Origin of the sequence: Micromonospora phytophila (assembly GCF_023656545.1) — a bacterium.
Classification (GTDB): Bacteria; Actinomycetota; Actinomycetes; order Mycobacteriales; family Micromonosporaceae; genus Micromonospora; species Micromonospora phytophila.
In genome coordinates this window covers 1-22107 of sequence record NZ_JAMOKF010000059.1, presented here as the reverse complement: position 1 = coordinate 22107, position 22107 = coordinate 1, and the positions used below count along the sequence as shown (strand labels likewise).

Genomic DNA, 22107 nt, shown 5'->3' with positions numbered 1-22107 from the left:
CCCGGCGACCCGGCTCGGATCCGGCCCTTCACCCACTGGGTAGGTCGCCACCGGCACCTCGGCGCTCACGTCCAGGAACAGCCGGCCGCCCTCACACAGCAGGGTGACCGCCCGGACCTGCTCCAACAGGTACGGCAGATCCCGGGCCAGCCGCAGCCACAACGAGGGGCTGCCTAAACCCGAGCGCCCTGGCGCCTTTCCTGCGACGGGATTTGAGCGGAGGTCGGATCAGGCGCTGCTCGCGTAGTCGGGGAACGGGTCCATGCCTTCACCGAGCAGCAGCGGTACGTCGTACACCGACAGGTCCGGCCTGGGGCGGGCGTACCGGACGCGGTGACGCCACCGATGGTGCTCGAACGCCGTGTCGACCTCGATGTCCGCCACGACGGTCGGCTCGACCTGGACGTAGTGCAGCGGCTCGGGCCGGTCGAACTGGCCGGACCATGCGGCGGGTAGCGGCTCGGGCCAGGGGTGGGTGACAAGCCTGCGATCCGTCGGACGTGGCGGGGACAGCAGCGTTGCCACCTCCAGGCGCTGGGGCGTGGCCAGCGGATGCGTGCGGCCGGTGTATCGCAGCCGACCGCGCCGGTCGAATCGGCCGATAAGAACGGTCTCGGGATCGCGGATGCTGCCGGTGACGCCGCCGATGATCGCCTCCGTGGTGGCCCGGACTCGGAACTTCGCCCATCCTCGCCGACCAGGCGCATAGCGGCTGTCGAGCCGCTTGATCACCACACCTTCCACACCCGCCGCCGTCCAGCTGGTCAGCCATTCGCTGACCTCGGCGACGTCGGTGCTCTGCGGGGTGACCGCCAGCTGCGGTGGGGCGCCGGCGAGCAACCGGACCAGCCGGGACCTGCGCTCGACCAGAGGAGCATCGAGCACGGGCTCCCCACCAGCGTCCACGAGGAGGTCGAAGGTGACGTAGTAGGCCGGGTGCTCACGGGCGACGCGCAGCAGGCCCCCGCCGGCGGTGACCCGCCGCTGCAACTGGGCGAAGTTCGTCCGCCCGCCCTCCCAAACGACCAACTCCCCGTCGAGCACCACCCCGGCCGGCACGAAGGCCCGCACCGCGCGCGTGATGTCCGGGAAGTACGACGTCAGGTTCCGGCCGGCGCGCGACTGGAGGTAGACGTCGGAATCTCCACGGAAGGCCAACGCGCGCCATCCATCCCACTTCGGTTCATAGACCAAGTTCGGGCCCTCAAGTACCGCATCTACCGGTGCAGCGAGCATCGGGGCGACGGGCCTGCGCAGCACAGACCCTCCCAATGAGGGGTCCCAACGCCAGGCTGGACTCACCCCTCTAGCCCCGTCCGCCCAGGCCACGAGCGCCGCTCATATTCGCCCCTCCCCCGTCATCGTGGGGCAGCGGGAGCGGGGTTCGGGCGCAGATCAGGCACAACGAATGCGTTGGACCTGCACATTACGAGTCGGCTCCCCGGCGCTGGTCCACCGCCTGGCCCTCTTGCCCAAGCCGGTGCCCCGGTCCGTCATCGTCCGCCGACGACCGCTGGGTTGGCTGCTCATTTGGCTGCTCGGCCTTTAGACGCTTACTCCGCCTGAGGCGGGCGCGGTCTTCAGGGCTATGCCCGAGTGGGATGGCTGTTTCGGAGCTCCTAGTCTTCTGCCGATCGGCCATCCAGCCAGGGGCGCCCGTCCGCGACCCATTCCTGTCGGTACTGCTCGAACGACTCCGGCTGCGCCTCACCTCCCGGGTTGTCGTCGAAGCCAAACTCGAAGCCGCATCGCTCACAGACCTCGTACGAGGGCATGCCGAGCAGATCCTCATACGGGGGTGTCAGCTCGACCCCGGCCGGCGGCGGCCAGTGCTCGTACGGCTTGCCGATCCCGTGGTATCCGCATGCCGGGCAGTCGTATAGGCCATCAGTGGCGGTTGGATCGCTCATCACGTGAGCTTGCAGCGGGCCAAGTCGAGAAGCCAGTGCACGCCAACTGCCCCCGGGCGGGGGCCGAAGTCCAGAGCGGCAGCCGGGGCCAAGGGACTCGAACCCTGAACCCCTTTGGCCTACTTCTGATTAACGCCAATCGGGCGGATCGGCCGCCTGACCTTGACGGGTTCTTCCGATGCCTTACAGCGGTTGACAGTCCTTGTCGGCGTCACTTGTGCCCGCCTTGTGCCGGATGATCATGCCGAGGCCACTGGAACTGTCGCCAACCGACTACCGTCGACTCATGTTCGATCCCGCAACTGTCTTCGACGGATCCGGCCCGCTGGAGGACCCGCTCACCGACGAGGTTCTGCGGGCGGTGGAGGCGCAGCTTGGGCACCAGTTGCCCGCCGCGTACGTCGACCTGGCTCGTCGACACAACGGCGGCTCGCTCGCTCGTGGTGCCTACCCTGCACCCGGTGGAACCTCCTGGGCTAAGGACTACGTTGCCGTGTACACGCTGGCAGCGATCGGTCGAACTGCTCAGTTCAGCCTCTGCGGCGAGTTGGGCAGCGCGTTCTGGGTAGCGGAATGGGGCTACCCCGACATCGGCGTCTACATCGCCGACTGCCCGTCGGCGGGTCACGACCTGGTCGCCCTCGACTACCGCTCACCTGGCGAGCCGGCCGTCGTACACGTCGACCAGGAGTGGAACTACCAGATCACGGTCCTCGCCCCTGACTTCGAGACCTTCCTGACAGGCCTCGTCGACGAATCCGAGTACGACGTGGACGACTGACTCGCGCATTACGAGTCAGCCGTGGCCGCCTGCTCTCGCCAGTGTGCGCTGCACATCAACTGATGCTGGCGTGCGGCGTCGTTCGCCCCCGGCCGCCGGTTTGGCTGCTCGGTTGGCTGCTCGTCCAAGCCCTCACTGGGAACGTTGCACTCTCGCTCCTCTGCTCATCGGGCTTGAGGTGGTGGTGATCGCTCCGATGTCAGCTGACGATTCCCCTCAGGCTCCCCCTGGGTAGCCCAGATGACTGTCACCGGCCCAACCGATGCCCCCGGGCGGTTGCTTCCCGCTGGCGCGCCTCTTTGAGATCGGCAGGTTCGGCCATCTCTTACGTGCCGCTTGCCGGCTGGCGCCCACCGCCGCGCCGAGCTCCGGGTAGCCGGCACCGTATTGCACCGCTTCCTGAGCACTCGTCGAAACGAGATCAGCGAGAAGGCCCCGCATCTGCTCGCCCGCCGCCATCCGCGCGAGATGCGTCCGCATCCGCACCGCGTAGCTCGGTTCGTGGTCTGCCCTGGGCTGCGCTTCCGCGTCGGAGCCGTTCAGCCGCTGCGCCCAGTCCGCGGCAACAGCACTTAGTTCCCGCCGTAGTTCCTGTCGCTCGTCCGGTGTCAGCTCCCGCATGACGACTCCCTCGTCAGTGACCTTGCACCCCAGAGTCCGCCGGACAACCAAGGTTGTCAACCCTGCGCACATGACCAGGGACAGGGAATCCACCACGAGTCGAGCGCTCCCAACCGGCCCACCGCCAGGTCCCCGTGTCCAGCACGGTGCCCGGGCCCGAGATCTTTGCTTATCCTCGCCGGTTTGGCTGCTCGGCCAAACCCCTGACGCCTCGCTTACAAGGCGCTTCCGGCATGAGTCGCAGCGTCCGCAAACGTCCGTGTGCGAAGTGGGGGGAGAGTTGATCAAGCCACGACCGCGGAAGCTCCAACCCTGGATTTCGGGCCAGGCTTTTTGGCAGCTAGGTGAGGTGGCTCTTCCGGCGGTCGGCTCTGGCGGGTCCGTGGCCGCCACGGAGGTGACGGAGGGCAGGCGGTGTCGTACGACTTCCCGGACGAGGCATCCGCCCGCTCCATGGTCGACCGGATGATGAAGACCTCGGCCGGCACTTGGCGCGATCTCACGGGGGCGGTTCGGCAGGAGGCTGACCGCCGGCAGAGTCACTAAGCAGTTGTCCTGAAGTTTCTGCCTAACTCTTGGCAGCCGGGGTGGGTTCCAGGAGTCACACCAACCAGAAGCAGTACACGTGATGCCCACGAGCCACCGCGTGCTGTGCAACGGCCGCCAGCTCCCGCAACGCGCCCACGTAGTAGTCGTAACCGTAGTAGCCGTAAGACATTTCCCGCAGCGTGGACAGGTCTGCGGCGGCCAGCGCCTGGATGAACGTGTCGGTCACCGCCATGATGCCGCACAGGTCGACACCCGCATCCTCGTCGAACTCGGTGACAATTGTGGCGTAGCACCGAGGATCCGCCGTGATCTCCTGGACGCTCCGGCTGGTGAGCAGACTTTCCAGATCAGCAAGGTCGCCCAGCCGGACGTCCTCGGTCAGCCCGAATTCCTCTCTGGGGAAGGTGGGCGGCGGCCATGCCCCCAGCGCGAAAGCCGCTGCGGCGGCCTCGTCATCCTCGGCCGTGAAGTATGCATATTGCAGTCCCATATGCCCATTCCTAAGTTTGCTGGGCCGGTCGTTGACGCGTAGCGCTCAACGGCAGGCGTCTGCCCGGACGTGCACACCGCACCATGCTGGAAGGCCGGCTGCCCATACCCGCCAGCCGCCGGCGTCTCGCCGGGTCTCGAACCGCCACCGGTGGGCTGTGCCGCTGAGGTTGATCCGATCGTTCCACCAAATCCCGTGGACCTGGGCGGTCACTGTCGCGCGGTCGTCGCCCTGGTCCTCGACGTCAATTGGTCCGACGGTCTCCAGCTTCGATGGCACGTTGCCGCGTTCCATCTCGCCGCGGTACCGGCGCCACTGCCGCAGCAGCTCGTCATGACGCTTGCCTGCGAGCACCCGCGACAGGCCGACCTCCTCGCCGCTGCTCATCTTGAGCACGTACACGGTCACGGCCGCGTCCGGCGTCGCCTCCCCCCGCTCCGCCTCGGCCTGCCGGAGAACAGCCCACGACACCGGCACAGCCACGATCCCGGTAGACAGCACGGCTACGAGCGACGGTCAAGAACAGCCTTGCCATTCTCGTTCGGGTGCTGGAGCAAGCGGTCCGCGACGGCATCGTTGACCGGAACCCGGCGAAGATCGGCGGCTGGCAACGCGAGTATCGGCGTGCTGAGGATGAGCTCGACGATCCGCGGTCACTGGCGTTGCCAGACTGGAACGCCCTAACGCAACTCGCCGACGCGCTCGTAAGGCGTTCAGCCGGGCAGTTTCAGGGTTGGGCCGACGTCGTCATCTTTGCTGCCTGCACGGCGGCTCGCATCGGCGAGGTCGCTGGGGTAAGCGCAGGTGATATCGATGTGACGAACTGGACCTGGACGGTCCGACGGCAGACCACACCTAGCCCTGGAGGTCTAGCCGACAAGGGCACAAAAGGTAAGATCGCTGGACATGGGTCCCTCACCACGACGTTGATGTGTGACCATTCAGCGATGCCCAGCACTCTCGCACCGTCCGTGCGTTTCGTTCCCCTTTCCCCCGTCGTGCTGCAAGCCCTCCTCGACGGCGAACTGGCCGCCGCCCGGGTCGCGACCGGCGTTCAGCTCACCGACTGGTTCATCTCCGACGACATCACGTGGCTGTGGCGGATGCGTCTCGACCAGATCGCTGCCGATCCCGGCGCCGCCGACTGGGTGGCGTGCGCCGCAGTCACCGTCCCTGAGGGGACGGTTGTCGGCGTAGGCGGCTTTCACGGGCCGCCGGACAGCGCCGGGATGGTGGAACTCAGCTACGGGGTGGACCCTGCCTGCCGTCGTCGCGGATACGCTCGGGCCATGGTGCGAGAACTGCTGCGCCGCGCGGCGACCGAGCCGGATGTGTCCACTGTGCGGGCGAGCATAAGCCCGGAGAATGCCGCCTCGCTCGCCACGATCGTGGGCTTCGGGTTCGACCACGTCGGCGAGCAGTGGGACGAAGAGGACGGTACGGAGCTCTTGTTCGAGCGGCCAGCCAGTTAATTGAGACGTCCAGCCGAGCGGCGCCGGGTGGGTAGCCGGCAGGCTGGTCGAACGGGACACTGACGGCTGCTCGCGGCCACGGCCAGCCGGGACGCCGTGAAGAGGATACTGGCCGCAAACGGGGTGGCGTGGATGCCCTCCGGCTGGTCATCCCGGTCGTGGTGGCCGGGGGGGGGGTCGGTCACCGACAACAAGACCGGGACAGCGGCGGCACTGCCCGGCCAACAGCGCGGGACCCAGCTCGGCAACCGGGCCCGACGGTGCTGGAGCGTCCGGCACCGATCCACCACGGATGAAGCAGGAGCGCCCCCCGGTCGGGGGTCCGCGCGGCGGTAGACGGCCCGCGACGGGTGCGTGGATCGCTGGCTGTGCCGCCCGATAGAACCTGCTGCCCCGGGTACCGCGACCGGAACCATCCCCGGGGCTGGTCGGCGCAGGCATTACGAGGCCGGCACCACTTCCCACGCCATGCTCCGGTCGAGGTGCACGAGGGGCGCGCCCGGGGCGCTGACGACCTCCACCACGTCGCCGATCACGAGAGTGTGGTCGCCGTGCGGGAAGGTAGCGGCACGGACGCACACGAACCGCGCCACACATCCACTCAACATCGGCGCACCGGCCACCTCGACCCAGTTTAGGCCGGCGAACTTGTCCTCCGCCGGGGAAGCGAACGCCATCGCGAGGCCGTTCTGCTCCCGAGCGAGGAAGTGGACGCCGAAGCTCGTACCTCCCGCGATGGCCGCGTGTGATCGCGCCCGGTGGGAGACCGAGACGGCCAGCGACGGTGGTTCCGTGCTGTACGACATCACCGCCGTCGCCACCAGACCGGTCGGCCGGCCGTCGTCCCGGCGAGCCGTGATGACGCTGACGGCCGCCGGAACTTGGCTCATCGCCTCCCGGAAGGTGCCACGAAGGGTGGTGTCGTCCGGGCGCCGGCGGTCATGGTCCGGCCACCGTCGGGACGCCCCGGCCCAGCGCTCGGTGCCGGTGTGGTCAGCCAACGCCCGCTCCGTCCGTGGCGACGGTCGCCGCGGCGGGTTCCGTCCCGGTGGGCTGCGCCGACCACAGGTCCTCACGGTCCAGCTGCGAGACGTCGTACTTACCGAGCGCGCTGATCAGGAGTCGCATCTCGAACGTCAGACACTCCACCAGCCTGACGAGGCCGGCGTCACCGCACTCGTCAGCCGCGAGCAGGGCCGCCCGGCCCAGACCCACGGCACCAGCGCCCATCGCGAATGCCTTGACCGCCCGGGTACCCTCCCACATGCGTCCGCTGGCCAGCAGTGTGGTCGCCGGGTTGGACGGCCAGGCTACCCGGACAAGGCACTCGCCGAGGGGGAGCCCGACGTTCTCGATGAACGCGGTGGGCGCCCAGCCGCTGCCACCCTCGCCCCCGTCCACGGTGACGGCGTCCGCCCCGGCCGTTCGGGCGACCTCGGCGGCCTCACGGATGTCGCGGACCGGCGGCATCTTCACCCAGATCCGGCTTCGGGGGTAGTTGTTGCGCATGAACCGGATCTGGTTCCGGAGAATCTCCGCGGTGAACGTTCCCGGGCTCCCGCTCCGCATGACCCGCTCGGACCCGGTCGCGAAGAGATCGTCAAAGGCGTAGGCGTCGCCGAGACGGGCCTGCGTCGCTCGATCGACAACGGTCATCCCGCCCAGTCCGGGCTTGGCGCCCTGGCCCAGCTTCAGCTCGAAGCCCAAGCGTCCAGAGTCGGCCAGCGACTGCACGTTCGGGTCGCTGTACACGAGGTTCCACACCTCGGCGTCGGCGTCCTCAGTGCTCTGCTGGACCACCACGCCCCCGAGCCCGGCAGGCAGGTCCTCCGCGTAGGCACGAATGCGGTCGAGCAACATCGATGCCTCGTCCTGCCGCCGCAGGCGGCCGTACCCGGTGACCGGCACGATGTTCTCACCGATCACCAGCGGCAGGCCGAGCCGGCCGGCCTGGCGGGCGACTGCTGCGCCGAGCCCGTCCCCTGCCGCCCGGGTGGAGCCGAAGGCCGACACGTAGACCGGGCAGCTCGACCGGAACCCACCGATGGACACGGCCAGGTCGACGTCGGACGGGAGAGGCTCCCGGGCCAACTCGATGAGCTTCTCCAGGCGTCTCGGAGTAAAGATGGGCGGGACGATACGCAGAGCGTCGAAGGGGTCGCCACCGACGGGAGCGGAGCCGCGCCCCCCCAGCAACGTCGTCCCGTACTCATCGAGCGGAGGGAAGGCCCGACGCGCGCCCTCGCGCGCCCGGGCCCGGACCTCCGCCTCAGGGAACCCGGCGGCCGACAACCGCGTCACGGCGCGAACACCCCGGGGACCTTCGGGTACAGACTGGCCTGCCACACCGCCGGGAGACCCGCGACGTAACGGGTGAGTCGCTCCAGCCCGATGCCGAAGCCGGCGCTCGCGGGGATGCCGGCGCGGGCCGCTTCGAGGTACCACCCGTACTTGGCGGGATTCTCACCCGTCTCCCGCATCCGGGTCACGATGCGGCCGTAGTCGTACTCACGCTCACTGCCACTGGCAAGCTCGCCGTACCCGCCGGGTGCGAGCAGGTCGAAGTTACGCAGCAGGCCAGGCTCGCTCGGGCTTTCCCTGTCGTAGAAGCCTCGGCTGCCCTTGGGGTAGTCCACGACGAAGAAGGGGCGGGGCGCACGGCTGGAGAGCAGCTCCTCGCCCTGCCAGTCGATCTCGGCTCCCGGATCCTGCGGGTGGCCCGAGTCCATCAGTGCCGCGACCGCCTCGGCGTGGGTCATCCGGTCGAACGGCTCCAACGCACGGGACAGTTCCGCGGTCTCGCGGCCCAGCTCGGAGAGTTCGCCCTGGCAGTCGGACAGGCAGCGGGTGACGATGTGACCCACCAGACGCTGGGCCAGAAGCATGACCTCGTCCCGGCTGGCTCCCGCGACCTCCACGTCGATCTGGTGGAACTCGGCGAGGTGGCGGTGCGTCACCGCCGTCTCCAACGGCTCCAGTCGTACGTTGGGCGCGATTGCGTAGATGGCGTCGAAGCCGGTGAGCGTCACCTGCTTGTACAGGATGGCGCTGGTCATGAGGCGGTACCGGCGACCGTAGTAGTCGACGTCGACCTGCTTGGCACCACGTCCACCGGGATCCGTCACCGGGCCGATGATCGGCGGGCGGATCTCGGTGACCGACTCGTCACGCAGGAATTCACGCGCCGCGTCAAGCATGCGGTTCTGCACCCGCACCATCGCCCGGGTCCTGGGCGACCTGACGTGGTCGACGGGAGAGGGCAGGTCGAGCTCCGCCCTGTTCATGCTGAAAGTGGTGGAATCCATCGGTCTTCCCAACTCGTCATGGAGGGGCGGCGCATCGGCAGGAACAGTGGGCGTCACCCGGCGGCCAGACCCGACTGCGCCACCCGCGCGGACAGCAGCTCGTACAACATGTCGTGGGCCGGCGTCCCGGTGCCGGTGGCGGCGCCCAGCCGGACCACCGCACCCGTCCACGCCTCCAGCTCCGACGGGCGACCCGCCAGGATGTCCCGCTGCAATGACGAGCGACCGCTCGCCGGCTGCTGGTCGACGAAGGCCAACGTGCTCTCCAGGATGTCATCTGGCAGGTGAATTCCCCTGGCCCGGGCCACGTCACGGATCTCCCGCATCAGGGTGACGAGCAGCTGTCGGGTGCCGGGGCGCGAACGCAGCACGCCGATGGTGGCGTCCGTCGCGGCGCCGAGACCGCCGAACGGCACCACGAAGAGGAACTTCGACCACAGCTCAGTCCAGATGTCCACCGGCACGGCCGTCCGCACTCCGGCGTCGTCGAGCGCTCTGCGCAGCCCGTCGACCCGCGGCGTCACCTGGTTGTCCCACTCGCCGTACGTCAGCAGGCCCGGTCCACCGACGTGCCGGACCTGCCCGGGCTCATCAAGGTTCGCAAAGATCTTCGCGCTGCCCGGCAGCACCGCCGCACGCCCGAACCTCTCCGCGACGCGATCAGGCGTGTCGACGCCGTTTTGGGTCGTCAGGATGGCCGTGTCCGGTCCGACGATCGGGCCGAGGCTGTCGACGACGACGTCGAGCTGCCAGGTCTTCACGGCCAGCAGGACGACGTCGGCAACGCCCAGGTCACCGGGGTCGTCCGAGGCGTGCACCTGCGGCACCACGAAGTCGCCCGCGACGCTCCGCACTGTCAGGCCCTGGCGACGCATCGCCTCCAGGTGCGCGCCACGCGCCAGGAACCCCACGTCGTAGCCGGCGTTCGCCAACCGGCCGCCGAAGTATCCACCGATGCCGCCGGCGCCGATTACCGCGATCCTCATCGTCCTACCCTTCGTCCGGCATTCACAGCAGGTCCCGTTCCAACGCCCGCAGTGCCCGGTACGCCTGCTCGATCTCCCGCTGGTCCTCATGTACGAGGAACACCGCTGCCGGGGAGGAGTTCAGGTCGACCGTCTGCCGCGTGATCGCGCCCTCCCGTACCCGGAAGCGGACGCTTTCGAAGGCCGGCAACCGTTCGGCCGCCTCGCGGAGGGCCGCCGCCGGTAATGGCACCTCGCGGCGGGCGATCAGGTTCATGCAGCGGGCGAATCGCCGGCGGTCGTACCGGAGCGGCCGGTCCGCGAGCGCTGTGCCGTCACGCAGGTAACAGTCGATCGTCAGCCCGATCTGGTCGGCGCCCGTGGCCAGTTCGACAGCTACCGGGTTGGCCAGACCCGACAGGCGGGCGCCGGTTTCCAGCAGACAGGGACCGTCCTCGGTGACGATCAGCTCCGTGTGGGCGGGACCCTGCTGGATGCCGAGGGCATCGAGGACATCCGCGACGTACGGGAGCACTTCCGCCAGGCGAGGATCGTCGGCCGGAAGCAGGTCCTCATACGAGTAGATCTTGCGCCGCCCGTCGACCTCGACCTTCGAGCAGAGCCAGGCGTCGGTGAACCAGTGCACGCCGTTGCGGCTGACCGTGTTGACCACGAACTCGTCGCCGGTGAGAAACTCCTGGACCAGCACCGACTCGTTCAGCCGGAGCATGAGGTTGGTCTTGCCGAGGACCAGCCGGGCGGCGTGGAGCACCTCGTCGTCCGTCTCGCACGTGTACACGTCCTCGGATCCCGCGCTGTCCAGCGGTTTCACGACCACCTTGCCGAGTCGCTGCGCGGAACGCCAGGCCACCAGTTCCGCCGGGTCCTCCGCGCACAGCTGGCGCGGCGTCCGGAGCCCTGCGGCGGCCAGTGCGCGCATCATGAGGTCCTTGTCCCGGCGGGACGAGGACATCACCGGGTCGTTGCCCCGCAGCCCCAGCTTCGCGGAGATCTCGTCAGCCACCTCGACGCCGAACTCGCTCGCCGCGATCACCGCCACTGGCGCGAGAGCGGCCAGCCGCTCGAGCACCTCGCCGGCGTCGCCCAGGTAGGTCAGGTCGGCGGCGAACAGGTCACTCGGCAGCGTGGCCGCGAACGTTGCCGGTAGGTCCAGTCGGGAGCGCACGTGTACGACCGCGTGATCCGTGGCCACCAGCCGCGCGAGGAGCGCCCCGGTGGAGAGGGCGTCGACCAGTACCACGACTGGCCGGGCCTCATCCGATGATCTCATGGCTCTCCCCTGTCGTCGGTGGGAGTGGCGGCCGGTCGGCTCCGTCCGTCCTGTCATAGCTGTCGGCGACGTGGTGCAGCATCCAGCGCAACTCCCGGGCCGTCACCCGACCCGCCCGGCCTGGCTGGGTCGAGCCGGACAGGGGCATGTTGCCCCGGGACGCCCAGACGAGAGCACCGCGATCGTCGATCACGCACCTGGCCCGGCCGTGGTTGTCCGGGTGGAGGCAGTACGGGATGTCCAGCACGCCCGCGGCGAACGCCTTCACCATGGCCCTGCCGATGTCGTCGTGGAGAGCCAGCACGTGATCGACCAAACTGGCCGCCTCCTGCCTCACCTCCTCCTGGAAGGATTCACCGTCGGGGGTGGCCGAGCCGGTCTCGGCGGCGGCGGCGACGGCCAGCCGGACAGCGTCCAGGTTCTCCTGGACAGTGGGTATCTGCCGAGACTCCGACACCGTCTTCACGATGAGCCGCTCGCACCCTGCCTGGCGAGCGAGCCGGGCGCTGTCAGCGATGAGGGCCGACGCTCCGTGGGTGGTCTGCGGGAACACCCCCATGTAGGTGTAGAGGACCACGTGCCAGCCGTCGTCACCCAGATACCGCCGCGCCAGCTCGCGCAGGGCGCGCAGGGCGCCGCGGTCCTGCGCGCCGAGCGTGCCCTGGGCGTAGCTGAGCGAGACGTTCCGGACGCCGTGCTGCCGGAAGAACATCCCTTCCAGCAGGGTGACTGCGACGAGCAGCGAGGGCGGGCAGAGCTGGCCGAGCAGACAACCACCGAAACTCTCGATGTGTGGCTCCTCCGTCTCGCCGGCCAGGTACCGGCAGCTCTCCGTCCAGGCGCGTACGGCGGTGGTGAGTGGCAGACGGCTGTACGGCAGGCAGTAGGAGACCGGGCCGCCCTCGGTGGTGTCCAGGCCCACCTCGATCAGGCGTCGGAACACCTGCTGAGGTTGGGCGGTGCCGTGCCGCACCTGCACGGGGAACGCGGGGCCGTGGAGGTCACGCAGGAGTTCTCTGGTGACCTCCACGGGGTGGGACACGATGGGATAGCCGTTGAGGTGCTCGCCCTGGGCCAACCTGTCCAGCGGGGTGGTGTGGTCGCCGACCCGCGTGTGGCTGTCCAGCGTGATGGTGCCCACCGCCGACACGCCGAGCCCGGCGACCGCCCGGAGGCCCTCGCGCATCTCCTCGGGACGGCCGAAGCCCATCCGGGGTTGTACCACCAGCCGATTCCGGCTCCTGGCTGACGCGACGAACCGGTCCAGATGCCCGGGCATGATCAGCGCCCGGAGATGATCTCGACCGATCGCGCGCCCGAGCGGTCGGCGATCTCCACGGGGATCTTGTGAGGGTCCCCGGCCCGCACCCTGGCCATCATGGACTGCTCGGTGGTGAAGTCGACGAGCGTGCTGCGGTAGAGCGTACGGAGATGCCGGATCGGCAGCGCCGAGACGCCCTCCAACCAGGTGACGGCGCTGCTGTCGTCCGAGTCGCACCGGAGAGCCGCGTGCAGGTCGTCAACCTTGGCCGCCATGCCGGGGTGGCACCGCTCGAGGAACCGGACCAGTCGCGCCCCCTGGTCGCAGAACGGTGAGAACACCATCGCCACCAGCGCCTCCTCACCGACCCCGTAGGCGTCCCGGGCGTACCCGTCAGCCATGTCCCGCCGCACCGCGATCTTGTCGGTGGAGTCGTACCGATCCAGCGCGAGCCGACGCAGATCTTCCGGAATCTCCTTCTTGACCAGCAGGGGGCCGGCCATCTGGAGGTAGTCACGGATGCCATCCTCGTACGTGCGGTCCTGGACGTACTCGGCCCGCAGACCGCGCAGGTGCGCCATCAGCATCGGATTGGCGCAGTCCGACTCGGTGAAGTTGAACGCGAGGTCGTCGAACTCGAAGCCGAGGAAGTCGACGATGAGATCCCAGTGGTCATTGACCCGGTAGCTCACCAGGTCGTAGATCGAGATGAAGACCGGCTGCGCCGACCGGTCGCCGGCCGAGACCTCCCGCTCGGCGAGTTCGGCGCAGCTCTCGTCGCCGAAGAGCTCACGGAAGTATGCGTCCCCGATGCTCCGCAGAGCGGCGAGCAGGCCCCGGAAGCCCATCCGCCGGCACTCCTCGACGTCGATGCCACTGCGCTTGGCCAGCTTGAGGATCCATGCCGAATAGAGCAACTGCTCCCGGCGGGAGTCGCCGGTGAAGACCACGTCCACCCCACCGTCCCACCACGCCGCACGACCATAGAAGTCTGCGACGGCCAGGTTGCAGCTGTTGCAGAAGGTTGGCCGGCCGTCGCCCGCTGACCGGTGCCCGTTCATCAGCATGTCGACCCGGTTGATGTCGCGCAGGCTGTCGGGCAGCGGGAGATCCCGGTGGAACCGTCGCACCTGGGTGTGATCCACGGTCAGCAGCTCAGCCATAGGGTCGTCGAGCAGACCGAGAGCGCGATACACCCGGTCGATGTTCGCCATCACGGCCCACGGCACACCGGCGTGGCGCATGTTCGCCACGCGCAGGGTGAACGTGCGACCGTGATCCATCAAGACCTTCAGCTGCACCGCTCGGACGAACGCCACGACGTACGTGCTGTCCTTGCCACCCCCGTAGGCGACCATGACCTTGTAGTTCTCGATGCCGGCCTGACCGGCCGCCGCGATGAGTCGCTGCGCGGCGGTCGCCATCGCGTCGACCTCCTCGCCACTCAGATAGCCCGTGAGCGCCGCGTACAGCGCGCCAGTGTCCAGGCCCGGGTTGTTCTCGACCGTCACGCTCACAGCGGCGACACCTCCAGCTTGAACCGGCTGATGATGTCGACGATGCTCTTCTCCACCGTCGCCTCGTCATCAGCGAGCAGGATGAATCGACCGCTGTGCATCGCGTCGTAGCTGCCACCCGGCTCCAGCACCTCACCCGGCTGCGGTAGGAGCTCACGCCACACCGACGGCACACTCTCCCGCATCGACGTCACCCGGACCACGCGCGTCGGCAGCTGCTTGGGCTTGGGAATGACCAGCCAGCCGCCCGCCCGGTCAGCGTGCTCGCCGGGCAGGGTGAGGGTGGTACCGGTCATCGCCCGCAGCCACACTTCGAAGAGGTTCACGCCGAACATCCGGTTGAGCAGATGGGGTACCTCGCTGCCGCCCACCCGACCACCGATCTCCAGGAAGACGAGATCGTCGGCGGGCGTGACGAACAGCTCCAGGTGGAACGGCGTGGTGCGCATGTCGAGGGCGCCCAGGCACTCCCTCGTGAACGCCTCGATCCGGTCGCGGAGCGGTGAGCGCTGCACGACGACGGAGCCAAGGGGTTCACCGCCTTCGAACGCCAGACAGTTGTTGATGTACCGGGAGACGACCTGGAACTGCACCTCCGCATCCGGGCCCGCGAAGCCGTCCACGTGGTAGATGTCCCCCGTGACGAACTCCTCGATCTCGTGACGCGTGAGGTCGACGCTGTTCAGTAGCTCTTCGAGCACGCCGGCGTCGGGCACCTGGTGCACGCCGATGCTGGCGGCGCCGTCGACCGTCTTCAGGATCGCCGGGTAACCGCACTCCTGGGCGAAGGCCAGCGATCGGGGTACGTCCTCGCACGGCGCGAATCGTGGTACCCGGACTCCCGCGGCGGCGAGGATCTCCTTCATCCGGACCTTGTTCCGGTAGACGGCCACCTCGGCCACGCCCGGCCCGGGAATGCCGAGCTCGGCCCGCACCCGCGCGGCGATCTCCAACGTGAACTCGGACAGGGCGATGAGGTGGTCGACCGGGCCCACGTGCTCGATGATCGAAGTGACCGCGCCGAGCAGCTCGCCGAAGTCGTTGACGTCGTTGACGTGCTCGATCCGGGCGATCGTCGTCGGGGCGGCGAGGACGCCGGCGGCCCCGAGCGGGTCGACGACGTAACTCACCCGGTGCTGCTCGTGGTCGATGAACTCCTCGTACCGGGTGAGCTCGTTGTCCCACCTGATGCCGTCGGAGAATCGCGGCCACCTGTTGACAATCACGATGTGCACGAGACAACCCCCGTTTGATCGAGCGCACCCGTCTGCCGACCCGGCAGGGCGGGCACGCTGGGCCGTGCGGTGTCGACGCCGGTGCGCCACCGAGCGTCAAGGAATGCCTGGAACCGGTCGATCGCCGTCGGGCCCACGAAGACCTCGGCGCACCCGCGCTGGATCAGGTCACGTCGGACCCAGGGGTCATCGGCCTCGGAGACGGTGAGCTTGCCACCGGCGACACAGGGCACGTCGATCCCCCGCGCCGCCAGCGCCCTGAGCAAGATCCGGACGCCGTGGTGCCCGTGCCCGTTGACACTCGACACCACGAGCAGGTCCGGCCGCTCCTCGACGAGCGCCGCGACGACCAGGTCGACAGGCGTGCAGGTGCCCAGGTTGCGGACGATGGAGCCGCGTTCCTCGAGCAGCAACTGAAGGTAGATCAGGTTCCACGCGTGGGCATCTGATTCGACAGTGGTCACCACACACCGGAGCGGAGTATTCACGTGACAGCTCCCACGGAAACAGGTTCGGACTCGGCCAGTGCTCGCTGGAAACTTACGATGACCAATGGCAGCAGGAAGCTCCCGAGCACGGCCAGGCCAATGGCGAGACCGGCGACCATCCGCTGCGGCCCGAGGGCGTCCCCGGCAGCGCCCATCAGCAGACCGGCGATCGGGTAGGACAGCAGGTTGAGCAGGTAGAACGGGCCCATCACCTTGCCCAGGTGCTCACGGGCGATCACCCGGACCCGCTGCGTACGGTTGTACACGTTGAAGAAGGCGACGCCGGCGAAGGCGAGGACGAAGGCAGGCCCGTAGACGAGGAGCGACGGCGCCAGGCCGAGCACCAGCAGCGCGAGCCCGAGCAGCACGAACCCGAAGACACCGATGGCCCGGATCTCGAACCGCCGCAGGAGCCGCGGCACGATCAGGAGGTTCACCAGCCCGGTGAGGCCTACGCAGGTGTTGAGCAGCGCGAACGACGACTCGGGCGCGTCGAAGACGCCGGTCACCAGCGCTGCGTTCGCACTCAACGCGGTCGCGAACACCAGGTTGATGGCAAAGTTCAGCATGGCGAGCAGAATGACGGGCCGGTTGCCGATGAGCAGCCGCCAGCCCAGTCCGATGTCGGCGAGGTTGCCGCGGACGCTGCCGCGGCCCAGTGAGCCACCGCCGCGGGGTACGGCCAGCCAGCACAGCGCAGCCACCGCGAACACCGTCGACGCGATTCCGAGCAGCCACGTCTTGCCGAGCACGGTCGCGGCGGCCACCGCCAGAGCCGGCCCCAGCGCCATGGCGAGCAGCTCCATGTTCTGAACGAGCGCCTGGGTCCGGGGCAGGTCGTCACCGACCGCGATCCGGGGAACCACCTTCTCGATCGCCATCCGCACCGGCGCCATCATCAGCGACAGCAGCGCTCCACTGGCCATCAGCGTCGGCGTCGTCCAGTCTGGCTGCGTCAGGCAGATCGCCGTCGCACCGGCCAGCACGAGGGCCCGGCCGCCTGTCGCCAGGGAGAAGAGCCGGGCGCCACCATCCCGATCGGCGAGCAGTCCGGCGAAGGGATAGGCGATGAGGCTGGGCAGCCACTCCAGGGCGAAGGCGAAGCCGAGCGTGGAGACGGAGGCGGTGTCCTGGAAGATCAGCAGCGGCACGCTGAACAGCACGACCTGCTCGGCGACGAGGCCGAGGAGGACACCGAGAGCGAACAGCCTGCGGATCTTCGCGCTGGCCGCGTTCACGATTCCGCGGAGATCGCGGCACTGGTGGAACCGGAAATGGTCTCCCGCTCACGAGCCCGGATCAACGGAGCCACGTTCGTGTAGAAGATCCTCATCTCGTCCCGCGTGGGCCAGCCGGAGAAAATGAACTGACTGACCCCGGCCGCCTTGTAGGCGTACAGGTAGTCAGCCACCTCCTGGTAGCTGCCGACCACGCAGAGCGCCGGCCCACCGCGGTACGCCACCGCCCCGGACCACAGGTACGGCGAGAGCCAGTCGTCGCTGGCGGACGCGGCCAGACGGAAGGAGTTCTTCACCGCCTCGGAGTCCGATGCGGCCACGAAGTCCGTCACCCAGGCCCGATGCTTCTCGTCCGGGTCCACCATCATCTCGTCCAGAGCGGCGAGTGCCTCCGCGCGGGTGGACCGGGCCAGGACATGCATGCGGATTCCGACCCGACACCCCTTGTCCAGCAGCGGGCCCGTTACCTCGGCGATGCCCTCCGGCGTGTCGCCGTACCGGAGCCAGCAGTCGCCGAAGTTGATGGCGGTCTGTTGTGCGACACCAGAGGCGCCGGAGATGTAGATTTCGGGCCGCCCCCCGCCCTTGTAGCCGAGGCCGAGCTCGGCCTCCTCGATGCGGTAGTGCTCGCCGTGGTAGGTCACCGGCGTCTCCCCACGCCAGAACCGGTGCAGGACGTCGAGAAACTCGTTCGAACGGGCGTAGCGAGCGTCGTGGGCGAGGAAGTCACCATAGAACGCCTGCTCGGCCGGCGAGATGCCCGCCACCAGGTTGAGCGAGATGCGGCCGTCGGACATCCAGGAGACCGTGTTCACCACCTGCGCGAACAGGGTCGGGGAGAGCAGTCCGGGACGGTAGGCGAGGATGAACTTCACCCGGCTCGTCTCCCGGACGAGGGCGCCGATCATGGGTAGCGGATCGGGCATGTGGTAGCTGATGCCCATGAGCAGCGAGTCCACGCCAAGCTCGTCGGCCTCCCGCGCAAAGTCGACGATGCCGTCGAAATCGAGCTCTCCGGCCTGATACTTGTCGGTCGCTTTCTGCTGTCCGCTGTCGAGCGGCGAGCACCAGTGCAGCCTGAGCTCAGACATCACAGACTCCATTCCGGACCTGTCGCACGTCAAGCGAAGTCGCCGGCTCGCGCCGGCCGGAACATGGAGACATCACACATGGCATCTGTACAGTCCCCCCGGACTAAAGTAGTCGACCGTGCAATCGCCTGAATCAAACCGGTAAGCGTGGTCGGGCGTAGTTCACGACCCAATCGCGTGCCGCCTATAAACGTTCCACATAGGAGCTACGTGGGCAAGCCCGCCAATGTTGTGCCAAAAATCACCAGCGTGGCGCTATACCTCCCGGGCTCGAGCTGCTACTGCCAAGGCTTGTCTGGGGCGGCGCGGTCGGGGCGGTTTAGCGTCCAGGGCCGGCTCCTCGGTGTGGGCGGCGGGCAGAGGCGGTGCGGGTCTGTTCGCGGGCGGCCGGCTGGCCGCCCGCGAAGAACTCGTCCTGTGTGGTGGTGGGTTAGTGGCAACGCCGTTCAGTTAGGCGGTTGGTGTGGGCGTCGGGCGGGTCACGACCTGGTCGCCCTCGACTACCGCTCACCTGGCGAGCCGGCCGTCGTACACGTCGACCAGGAGTGGAACTACCAGATCACGGTCCTCGCCCCTGACTTCGAGACCTTCCTGACAGGCCTCGTCGACGAATCCGAGTACGACGTGGACGACTGACTCGCGCATTACGAGTCGGCTGCCCGGCGCTGGTTCACCGCCTGGTCCTCATGCCCCACCGGGCGTCCCGGTCCATCATCGTCCGCCAACGACCGCTGGTTTGGCTGCTCGTTTGGCTGCTCGGCTCTCAACCGCGCGTGATGCTCACTGAGCATGTCAATCGCCTCTGTCAGGCTCCAGCCGAACTGCTCGCGGATCAGTGCAAGTGCTTGTATGTCGCGCCCGGCCCGAATCGCTCGTCGAGATTCTGGTTGTCCACCTGACCAGGATCCCCGACGCCTTACTGCCCCGAACAGGCCGTCGGCCGGCTGACGCCTCGCTTACAGTTTCTGTGCAGCAGGTCCGTGCCCGTCTGGGAACGGTTGTCGGCTCGGAAAGGCGTCCATCTCCGCGCTGGCCGGTCTGCCCTCGTTCGCTGCGGTTGCTGTCGCCGTTGCTGTCAATGATCGAACATTACGCAGGGCAGCGATCTCATGACCGTCGTTGGTATCTTCGCCGGCATGAGTCGCAGAGTGCGGAGTGGTGGCCGGTTGAAGCGGCGGCCGGTGTCCGAGGAGGAACGCGCGAGGGCGGTTGAGGAGTACAGCGAGGCGGTGGGCCGCCTGCAACACTCGGCCTTCCGGAACCTACGTACCTCGATCGCGAACGTCGCGATCTTCTTTGGGGTGGTGTCGGGCTGGCTGATCCTGACCGGCGATGCCGAACCCGCTGCACTCGTGCCCATGTCGGTGTCCATCGTCGGCGGGGTGCTCGGTGTGAGCACCTACGCCGTACGGCGGCAGCCTTTCGCTCGGTACCTGCTCATCGGCGCAGTTGTGCTTGCCGTGGTGGGCTTGGCTGGCACCGTCATCGTGTCCCAGGTGGCACAGTGACCCTCGTCGTGGAGCCCGCGGCTCTGGCTGGCTTCGCGCGGCAGGTCCACCGGGCGGCCGGAGACGTCGGCGAGATCCGTGACTACTTCCACCGGTACGCCGAGGCGGGCACCGGCGGAGAGGCGTACAACGTCGCCAAGGCGAGCCACGAGCATGCCGTCAACGTCATCGAGGCCACGCTCAAACGCCTGACCGGCCTGCTGGAAGCTTCCGCCCCCGAACTCACCGCCGCTGCCATCTACTACCGCACCACCGACCTGACCGCTGCCGCGTCCATCGACCGCACTCTCCCGGCCGCAGCCGACCGGTGCATCACACAGTTGGAACTGGAAATCGCCGACAACCCCTGCAGCCCGGCCAACTTCGTCGACGCCCGCGACATCACGTGGTACCTGAAGCCGCCCGGCGAGCCAGACAACCCAACGAACTCGCTGGCGTTCATGGACTACGTGAGCCCATCGTCGTGGGCCAACACCGCCTTCGACATCGTGTTCGGCTTCGACCCCATCGGCGAAATCCAGAAACGCGCTACCGGCGACTGGAAGGCCCTCGCCGCCATGGCACCCGTCATCGGCAACACCGGCGGCGCGCTGCACGACATGGCATACAACCTCCAGTCCGGGGCCACCACCCTCCGCGGTCAATGGCAGGGCACCGCCGGCGAGTCCGCGTTCCGCTACTTCACTACCAGCGCCAACGCCGTCTCCGACCTGCGTGGCCCCTTGGACGCCATCGGTCAGGGATACAAGGAAATGGCCGACGCCGTGTGGGCCACCGGGGAAGCCCTGGGCGGCACCATCAAAGCCCTGCTCGATTCCGCCATCATCGCCGGCATCAGCATCGCTGCCGGAACGGCCACCTCTTACACCGGTGCTGGTGCCCTCGTCGGTTACGGGCTCGCCGCCGCGGAGGTCGCCAACATGCTCCGGCTCTGGGGCGCCGCCACCAACCTCTGCCAGAAGCTCTCCGCGGTCGTCAACACCTTCCGTGCCATGCTCGTCCGCGAACTCAGCAACCTCGACGCCGTCGCACTACCCTCAATGCCAACCGGCAGCCGCTACGACCACCCCCTCGCCGGATTACCCGCCTAGCCATGAGCGACCTCGACGACGTCGCCGCCGGCGACCACCACCGCAGCCAAGCCCTCCGCGACGCCCTCACCCGCCTCGCCGACGGACCCAACGAACTACTGCGGGAAATGGCCACAGCCGTCCTCAACGCAGAAATCAGCCTCCGCGACGCCGTCGCAGCCGACACCTACGCCGCCGAACTGACCAAGCCCTTCCAGGCGTTCTGGGCCCACTACGAAGAGATGACACCCGAGGAACGCGAGCAACTGGCAGCCCAAGGCAAAGCCAGCTCCGGCAAGGCACTCCAGTAGCGACCCTCCCTACGCCACAGGCACTCGACCCTCGTCGGGGGGATACTGATCGGCCGCATCGGTGCGTGTTTGCGAGCGCTGTCCAATCTGATCCCTTGCATGGATCGCGCTGTCCAGCGTCATCGCCATCGGTCGGATGGCGCATCGCTTGCTGACCCTCTGCTGATTCTAGAGATGCTCATAGGCCTCGACGGTGCCGATCCTGCCGCCTCTAGACGCAACGCCGTTCAGTTAGGCGGTTGGGTGTGGTGTCAAGGCGTGTCTTGAGACGTAAAACAGCGGAGCTCCGGTATAGAGGGTGGTCACTCTAAGACGCCCTGTGAACCTGGAGCTCCGCTGGCTGATCAGATTGCCATAACTCGGACGGTGACGGTAGCGGCGGGCGTATTCGCGCCGGGTCATCTGGGCGAGCTGACTCGTCTGGTGCCGTTCGAGATGGTCGATGATGTCCTGGCCGCGACCAGGCGTACGCAGTCGCGGGTCCGGCTACTGCCGGCCCGCGTCGTGGTGTATCTGCTGCTCGCGGGATGCCTGTTCGCCGAGCTGGGATACCAGCAGGTGTGGCGGAAACTGACCAGCGGCCTGGCCGGCCTGCCGCTGGTGTCGCCCACCGGCAGCGCACTGCGCCAGGCCCGGCAACGGCTCGGTCCGCAACCGGTGCAGGCGTTGTTCGAGCTGCTGCGCGGCCCGGCCGCCACGAGCGCCACGCAGGTGCGCTGGCGGGGCCTGCTGGTGGCGGCGATCGACGGCACCCTGCTGACAGTCGCGGACTCGCCCGCCAACACCGGCCGTTACCGCAAACAACGAGGCAACCACGGCGGTTCCGGCTACCCGCAGCTGCGGTTGAGCGCGCTGCTGTCCTGCGGCACCCGCTCGCTGATCGACGCCGTGTTCGACCCGGCCGCCACCGGTGAACTCGACCAAGCCCGCCAGCTCGCCCGCAGCCTGCGACCCGGGATGCTGCTGCTGGCCGACCGCAACTACGCCGCCGCCGACCTGATCGC

22 protein-coding genes and 2 pseudogenes are annotated in these 22107 nt (G+C 68.2%); 8 read left to right on the top strand and 16 right to left on the bottom strand.

Translation table 11 applies throughout. The features are described 5' to 3' along the window. Positions 1 to 228: 228 nt before the first annotated feature. The gene (locus tag NCC78_RS10755; protein ID WP_250793935.1) at positions 229 to 1236 is read right to left on the bottom strand and encodes an ATP-dependent DNA ligase; all 1008 of its coding nucleotides are present in this window, start codon (positions 1234 to 1236) and stop codon (positions 229 to 231) included. 383 nt (positions 1237 to 1619) lie between these two features. Continuing rightward, entirely contained in the window at positions 1620 to 1910 is a 291-nt protein-coding gene (locus tag NCC78_RS10750; protein WP_250793934.1) for a hypothetical protein, read from the bottom strand. A gap of 286 nt (positions 1911 to 2196) precedes the next feature. Here NCC78_RS10750 and NCC78_RS10745 point away from each other — a divergent pair, with 286 nt between their 5' ends. Then, a complete protein-coding gene (locus NCC78_RS10745) occupies positions 2197 to 2691 on the top strand; it encodes an SMI1/KNR4 family protein (protein ID WP_250793933.1) in 495 nt (164 codons plus the stop codon). 216 nt (positions 2692 to 2907) lie between these two features. Here the strand turns inward: NCC78_RS10745 and NCC78_RS10740 are convergent, their stop codons facing one another. From NCC78_RS10740 to NCC78_RS10730, 3 genes are all read right to left on the bottom strand, one after another. Further along, on the bottom strand, positions 2908 to 3312 hold the full coding sequence (locus NCC78_RS10740; protein WP_250793932.1) for a hypothetical protein: 405 nt from the start codon (positions 3310 to 3312) through the stop codon (positions 2908 to 2910). 601 nt (positions 3313 to 3913) lie between these two features. Further along, entirely contained in the window at positions 3914 to 4351 is a 438-nt protein-coding gene (locus NCC78_RS10735; protein ID WP_250793931.1) for a hypothetical protein, read from the bottom strand. Positions 4352 to 4396: 45 nt separating this feature from the next. Continuing rightward, positions 4397 to 4822 (bottom strand): hypothetical protein, encoded by a 426-nt coding sequence (locus NCC78_RS10730; RefSeq protein ID WP_250793930.1) that lies wholly within the window; start codon positions 4820 to 4822, stop codon positions 4397 to 4399. 35 nt (positions 4823 to 4857) lie between these two features. Between NCC78_RS10730 and NCC78_RS32200 the strand changes: the two are divergent. Next, positions 4858 to 5253 (top strand): annotated as a pseudogene (locus NCC78_RS32200) (site-specific integrase); the annotation flags it as partial. A 27-nt stretch (positions 5254 to 5280) separates the two neighbouring features. Then, on the top strand, positions 5281 to 5823 hold the full coding sequence (locus NCC78_RS10725; protein WP_308220891.1) for a GNAT family N-acetyltransferase: 543 nt from the start codon (positions 5281 to 5283) through the stop codon (positions 5821 to 5823). 440 nt (positions 5824 to 6263) lie between these two features. Here the strand turns inward: NCC78_RS10725 and NCC78_RS10720 are convergent, their stop codons facing one another. Genes NCC78_RS10720 through NCC78_RS10670 form a run of 11 tightly spaced genes read right to left on the bottom strand, consistent with a single transcriptional unit; the run spans position 6264 to position 18214 of the window. Continuing rightward, positions 6264 to 6824 carry a flavin reductase family protein gene (locus tag NCC78_RS10720; RefSeq protein ID WP_250793929.1) on the bottom strand — a complete coding sequence of 187 codons (561 nt, stop codon included), beginning with the start codon at positions 6822 to 6824 and terminating at the stop codon, positions 6264 to 6266. Beyond that, a complete protein-coding gene (locus NCC78_RS10715) occupies positions 6817 to 8124 on the bottom strand; it encodes a glutamate synthase-related protein (RefSeq protein WP_250793927.1) in 1308 nt (435 codons plus the stop codon). Before NCC78_RS10715 ends, NCC78_RS10720 begins: the two co-directional genes overlap by 8 nt. Continuing rightward, positions 8121 to 9128: an asparagine synthetase A gene (locus NCC78_RS10710; RefSeq protein WP_250793926.1), complete on the bottom strand. Its 1008-nt coding sequence runs from the start codon at positions 9126 to 9128 to the stop codon at positions 8121 to 8123. The genes NCC78_RS10715 and NCC78_RS10710 overlap by 4 nt, the downstream gene beginning before the upstream one ends. Positions 9129 to 9181: 53 nt before the next feature. Next, entirely contained in the window at positions 9182 to 10114 is a 933-nt protein-coding gene (locus tag NCC78_RS10705) for a 2-dehydropantoate 2-reductase (RefSeq protein WP_250793924.1), read from the bottom strand. 22 nt (positions 10115 to 10136) lie between these two features. Next, positions 10137 to 11384, bottom strand: coding sequence for an ATP-grasp domain-containing protein (locus NCC78_RS10700; protein ID WP_250793923.1), 1248 nt, complete (start codon positions 11382 to 11384; stop codon positions 10137 to 10139). After that, a complete protein-coding gene (locus NCC78_RS10695) occupies positions 11368 to 12663 on the bottom strand; it encodes a methylaspartate mutase (RefSeq protein ID WP_284706284.1) in 1296 nt (431 codons plus the stop codon). The genes NCC78_RS10700 and NCC78_RS10695 overlap by 17 nt, the downstream gene beginning before the upstream one ends. A 2-nt stretch (positions 12664 to 12665) precedes the next feature. Beyond that, the gene (locus NCC78_RS10690; RefSeq protein WP_250793920.1) at positions 12666 to 14162 is read right to left on the bottom strand and encodes a hypothetical protein; all 1497 of its coding nucleotides are present in this window, start codon (positions 14160 to 14162) and stop codon (positions 12666 to 12668) included. Then, positions 14159 to 15397 carry an ATP-grasp domain-containing protein gene (locus NCC78_RS10685; RefSeq protein WP_250793919.1) on the bottom strand — a complete coding sequence of 413 codons (1239 nt, stop codon included), beginning with the start codon at positions 15395 to 15397 and terminating at the stop codon, positions 14159 to 14161. The genes NCC78_RS10690 and NCC78_RS10685 overlap by 4 nt, the downstream gene beginning before the upstream one ends. Beyond that, on the bottom strand, positions 15385 to 15861 hold the full coding sequence (locus tag NCC78_RS10680; RefSeq protein ID WP_372495111.1) for a cobalamin B12-binding domain-containing protein: 477 nt from the start codon (positions 15859 to 15861) through the stop codon (positions 15385 to 15387). The genes NCC78_RS10685 and NCC78_RS10680 overlap by 13 nt, the downstream gene beginning before the upstream one ends. Before the next feature lie 20 nt (positions 15862 to 15881). After that, the gene (locus tag NCC78_RS10675; RefSeq protein WP_250793916.1) at positions 15882 to 17123 is read right to left on the bottom strand and encodes an MFS transporter; all 1242 of its coding nucleotides are present in this window, start codon (positions 17121 to 17123) and stop codon (positions 15882 to 15884) included. Continuing rightward, positions 17120 to 18214 carry an LLM class flavin-dependent oxidoreductase gene (locus tag NCC78_RS10670; protein ID WP_250793914.1) on the bottom strand — a complete coding sequence of 365 codons (1095 nt, stop codon included), beginning with the start codon at positions 18212 to 18214 and terminating at the stop codon, positions 17120 to 17122. The genes NCC78_RS10675 and NCC78_RS10670 overlap by 4 nt, the downstream gene beginning before the upstream one ends. 474 nt (positions 18215 to 18688) lie before the next feature. Here NCC78_RS10670 and NCC78_RS10665 point away from each other — a divergent pair. The 5 genes and pseudogenes from NCC78_RS10665 to NCC78_RS10645 all read left to right on the top strand — a co-directional run. Further along, positions 18689 to 18850: pseudogene (locus NCC78_RS10665) on the top strand (SMI1/KNR4 family protein); the annotation flags it as partial. A 545-nt stretch (positions 18851 to 19395) separates the two neighbouring features. Next, positions 19396 to 19722, top strand: coding sequence for a hypothetical protein (locus NCC78_RS10660; RefSeq protein ID WP_250793912.1), 327 nt, complete (start codon positions 19396 to 19398; stop codon positions 19720 to 19722). After that, the gene (locus tag NCC78_RS10655; protein ID WP_250793911.1) at positions 19719 to 20813 is read left to right on the top strand and encodes a WXG100 family type VII secretion target; all 1095 of its coding nucleotides are present in this window, start codon (positions 19719 to 19721) and stop codon (positions 20811 to 20813) included. The genes NCC78_RS10660 and NCC78_RS10655 overlap by 4 nt, the downstream gene beginning before the upstream one ends. Before the next feature lie 2 nt (positions 20814 to 20815). Beyond that, positions 20816 to 21103 carry a hypothetical protein gene (locus NCC78_RS10650; RefSeq protein ID WP_250793909.1) on the top strand — a complete coding sequence of 96 codons (288 nt, stop codon included), beginning with the start codon at positions 20816 to 20818 and terminating at the stop codon, positions 21101 to 21103. 366 nt (positions 21104 to 21469) lie between these two features. Further along, on the top strand, positions 21470 to 22107 hold a 638-nt coding region (locus NCC78_RS10645; RefSeq protein ID WP_250793907.1), incomplete at its 3' end, for an IS4 family transposase.